Origin of the sequence: Pseudomonas sp. (assembly GCF_049645325.1) — a bacterium.
In the GTDB taxonomy this organism is placed as follows: domain Bacteria; phylum Pseudomonadota; class Gammaproteobacteria; order Pseudomonadales; family Pseudomonadaceae; genus Aquipseudomonas.
In genome coordinates this window covers 1-3,862 of the sequence record NZ_JBARTQ010000484.1, presented here as the reverse complement: position 1 = coordinate 3,862, position 3,862 = coordinate 1, and the positions used below count along the sequence as shown (strand labels likewise).

Annotated in this window: 4 protein-coding genes; all 4 read right to left on the bottom strand. The window is 61.7% G+C overall.

What is annotated here, in order from left to right; all coding sequences use genetic code 11:
* Positions 1-141: 141 nt before the first annotated feature.
* The 4 genes from WBB95_RS20820 to WBB95_RS20805 all read right to left on the bottom strand — a co-directional run bounded on the left by WBB95_RS20820 (position 142) and on the right by WBB95_RS20805 (position 3,725).
* Positions 142-651: a hypothetical protein gene (locus WBB95_RS20820; RefSeq protein WP_424489298.1), complete on the bottom strand. Its 510-nt coding sequence runs from the start codon at positions 649-651 to the stop codon at positions 142-144.
* Between the two features lie 133 nt (positions 652-784).
* Complete coding sequence (locus WBB95_RS20815) at positions 785-2,200, bottom strand: MFS transporter (RefSeq protein ID WP_424489297.1); 1,416 nt, start codon at positions 2,198-2,200, stop codon at positions 785-787.
* A gap of 140 nt (positions 2,201-2,340) precedes the next feature.
* On the bottom strand, positions 2,341-3,078 hold the full coding sequence (locus WBB95_RS20810) for an NAD-dependent epimerase/dehydratase family protein (protein WP_424489296.1): 738 nt from the start codon (positions 3,076-3,078) through the stop codon (positions 2,341-2,343).
* Positions 3,079-3,092: 14 nt separating this feature from the next.
* On the bottom strand, positions 3,093-3,725 hold the full coding sequence (locus WBB95_RS20805) for a glutathione S-transferase family protein (protein ID WP_424489295.1): 633 nt from the start codon (positions 3,723-3,725) through the stop codon (positions 3,093-3,095).
* Positions 3,726-3,862 lie beyond the last annotated feature (137 nt).

The window sequence follows — 3,862 nt, the reverse complement described above, 5'->3', positions numbered from 1 at the left end:
GGGCTGCGCAGCAGCCCCAACAAAAACGCCGCATTCTGTCAGGCAGTTTGCGGCGTCTGGTTTTAGGGCCGCTGCGCAGCCCAGCGCGGGGCAAGCCCGCTCACCACAGAGGTTGAGCATCCATCAGGTTGGCGATGGGGCTTAAATCGCTGCCAGGGTTTCTTTCACCGACTGCGCCGGGTCAGTCGCTTTCGCCGCTACTTGCTGCTGTGCCTGCTGCTTCACCCGATCCGCCACTTCCTTGGAAATCGCGTCCTGCTTGTCCTGCGGCATTGCCTGCACTTGCGCTTCGGTCAAACCCTGTTCCTTGAGCAGTTGCTCGCGAATGCGTTCGGCCGGGGATTTGTTCATGAAGTCGGTGAACTCGGCACGGGCGCTGCCGGAGGTTGAATCGGTGGCCGGCACATCCGTCGTCGGCGTCGTGGCCGTCGTGCTGGCTTGCAACTGCACACGGGTCTTGGCGAAGGCTTCATCGATGCGGTCGTTGGCCTTGTCCAGGTCAGTCTGTGCAGTCGGCACCGTGACGCTTTGTTGTGCAGCTTGCGCGGCGCCACTGTAGAGCGCGCTGGCGGCGGCGTTGGCCGGGTCCATGTCAGAGCGCTTGAGCTGTTGGATCGTCGCCTGGGCTTGGGGATTGTTGTTAACCAGCATGATCATTCACCTGCGGATGTGTTCGGTCCCACAGGTGGAGCAAATAGCATGCCGAAGGCGGCACCCCCGGTTTTACGGGGGCTGGCGCCGCCATTGCGGCAAGTGTTGTCCTGCTGGCGGCCAGCCATTGCCGTCAGTGGGCGATATTTTCCAGCGCCAGGTTCCGCGTGCGCGGCCCGAACCAACTGATGGTGATCATCACGATCAACATGCTGCTGGCGATAAACGCGAGCACCCCGGGCGTGCCCAGGTGTTCGAGGATAAAGCCGATCAACAGGCTGCTGAACACCGTGGACAAGCGGCTGAACGAATAGCAGAAGCCCACCGCCCGCGCGCGGATGTTGGTGGGGAACAGTTCGCTTTGGTACGAGTGATAACTGAAGCTCAGCCAGGCGTTGCAGAAGGTGATCATCACCCCGCAGAACACCAGCCCCACCGCCGTGGTCTGCAGGGCGAACAGGCTGCCGAAGACCATCGCGCCCATGGCCGAGCCGACGATTTGCCATTTGTTTTCAAAGCGGTTGGCGACCTTCACGAACAGCAACGGCCCTAGCGGGTAGGCGAGGGTGATGATGAAGGCGTAGAGCAAACTGTGGGTCACGCTCACGCCCTGGCCCGACAGCAGCGCCGGCAACCAATTGCCGAAGCCGAAAAAGCCGATGGCCTGGAACACATGGAACACGATCAGCATCAGCGCGCGGCGGCGGTACGGAGGCTGCCAGATATCGGCAAACCGCCCGCTGCCTTGCACGCTGACAGCTTGCGGTTCCGGCTCATCCAGCGGTTTGCCGTGGTCTTTCTGGCAGCGTGCTTCAAGGCTGTCCATGATCGCACCGGCTTCGTCAAAGCGGCCTTTCTGCGCCAGCCAGCGCGGTGACTCCGGCAAGCGCTTGCGCAGTTGCCAGATAAACAGCGCAAACACCGCACTGCTCAACACCACCAGACGCCAGCCGGAAACCCCGAACGGCGCCTGCGGCACCAGCCACCACGACATCAAGGCCACCGCCGGCACCGACAAAAACTGGATAAAAAACGCAAAGGCAAACGCCGAGCTGCGCATGCGTTTGGGCACCAGTTCCGAGAGGTAGGCGTCGATGGTCACCAGCTCTATGCCAAGGCCAATGCCCACCAGAAAGCGCATGCAGATAATGCCTTCGGCGGAGGTCTGGATGCCCATCAACACGGTGGCCACCGTGTACCAGATCAACGCAAAGGTGAAGATCGCCCGGCGCCCGAAACGGTCGGCGATGGGGCTGAGCAGGCTGGCGCCAAGGAACAGGCCCAAAAAGGTAGCCGAAGCGAACGCCGCCTGGTCCGAGAAGCCGAACACGCCTTCGCTGCCGGTGTGGAAGATGCCGTCGCTGATCAAGCCGGGGCTGATGTAGGCGGTCTGGAACAGGTCATACAGCTCGAAAAAGCCGCCGATCGACAGCAACGCCACCAGGCGCCAGAGGGTGGCGACGGCCGGCAAGCGGTCAATGCGCGCGCTGATGTGGGCGGCACGGATCGGGTCGATGCCGTCCGTGGCTGAGGCGGTGAGTGTCGACATGGGCAGATTCCAGGGGCAGTGACCTGGAATCTTAGCGGGCTAACGGAAATGGGTGTGTGTGAAGTTACGTGCGACAGGCCACACATTCGCCGATTTATTGCGCCAGCACTCCAGGTTTAAAGGTTTTATGGCGCGAAGGCTCAGTAGGTGATGGGGATCTCGAACGACTGGAAGGCGTCATCCACCGGCTGGTAGCCCAGCACCCGCGTGGTTTCGCTCAAATCCAGGCGCTTGAAGCGGTTGTTGGAAATGCCATGGGCGATCAGGTGCTTCACGCCTTCGGCTTCCACCGAGCGCTGCAGCAGTTGCACCGCGTCACGCGGGCTGAGCCAGGCGCTGAGGTCGCGGGCGTTGTTCAGGTCGTGGGTTTGCGGGAATTCAAAGGCGCCGATGCGCAGGGCAATCGTCGACAGGGGCGTCTTCGCCGCGTAATAACCACACAGTGCCTCGCCGTAGCATTTGCTCACGCCGTACAGGTTGGCGGGCAAAACCGGCATGCCCGGCGTGATCTGGCGGTCCACCGGGTAGCCTTCTATGGCTTGCGCGCTGCTGGCGAATACCAAGCGTTTCACTCCCGCTGCTACGGCGGCTTCGAACAGGTAGGTGGTGGCAAGGATGTTGTTCGGCAGCAATTCGTCGAACGACGCGCTGGCGTTGGGGATGCCCGACAAATGCACGATCACGTCGATGCCGTCCAGCAGGGTTGCCAGGCTGGTTTTGTCGCTGAGGTCGGCGTGTATGAAACGGTGCTCGCCAGTTGGAAAGTCCGGGGCGACGCGGTCGGTGAGGGTGAAGCGGTAGCGGTCTTTCGAGGCGTTGAAAAACGTCTTGCCGATTCTGCCGCAGGCGCCGGTGAGCAGTAGGTTGAGTCCTTTCACGGTGAGTCCTTGTTTTAATTATGGCCGTCGAGGGCGAACGTCCTGAAACCTGGGCGCTGGCTGAGGCGCTGGTAATACGCCGCTACGGCGGGGAAGGGCGGATGTTCCATCGGCGTAATCTTCCAGCGGTGCACTGAAAGCCCGATGAGGATATCGGCGAGGGTGAATTCATCGCCGGCCACATAGGCATTGGTGTGAGTGAGTTGTTGTTCCAGCAGGCCCATTTTGTCGTTCCAGCGCTTTACAGCGGCGGCAATCTGCGCCGCATCGAGTCCGTCCGGGTTGTTGCGCACCAGCGCGGTGAAGGCGTCGCCCCAGGCGCGGTTGAGCTCGACGGCTTGCCAGTCCACCCATTGCTCGACCCGGGCTCGGGGCGCCGGTTCGGCAGGCAAAAGGTCGGTACGTTGGTAAAGGCCGACGAGGTAGCGGCAGATGGTGTTGGATTCCCACAACACGCCGTGGTCGTCGATCAGCACCGGCACTTGGGCGTTGGGGTTCAAGGCGAGGAATTCGGGGGATTGGGTGGGTTTGAAGCCGATGCCCCAGTCTTCGCGCACGTAGTCGATGCCCAGTTCCTGGCAGGTCCAGAGCACTTTGCGCACGTTGATGGAGGACGTGCGGCCGAGGATTTTCAGTGAGTGTCCCATGGTGCTTCCCTGACGATGGAGAGCGGTTAATCTAGCAGGGGACACAAGCTACGGCGATGTTTCAAGTCAGGCACGGTTGAAAAGTGTGGGAGCGGGCTTGCTCGCGAAAGCGGTGGGCCAGCCAGCTTGTGTGTGGC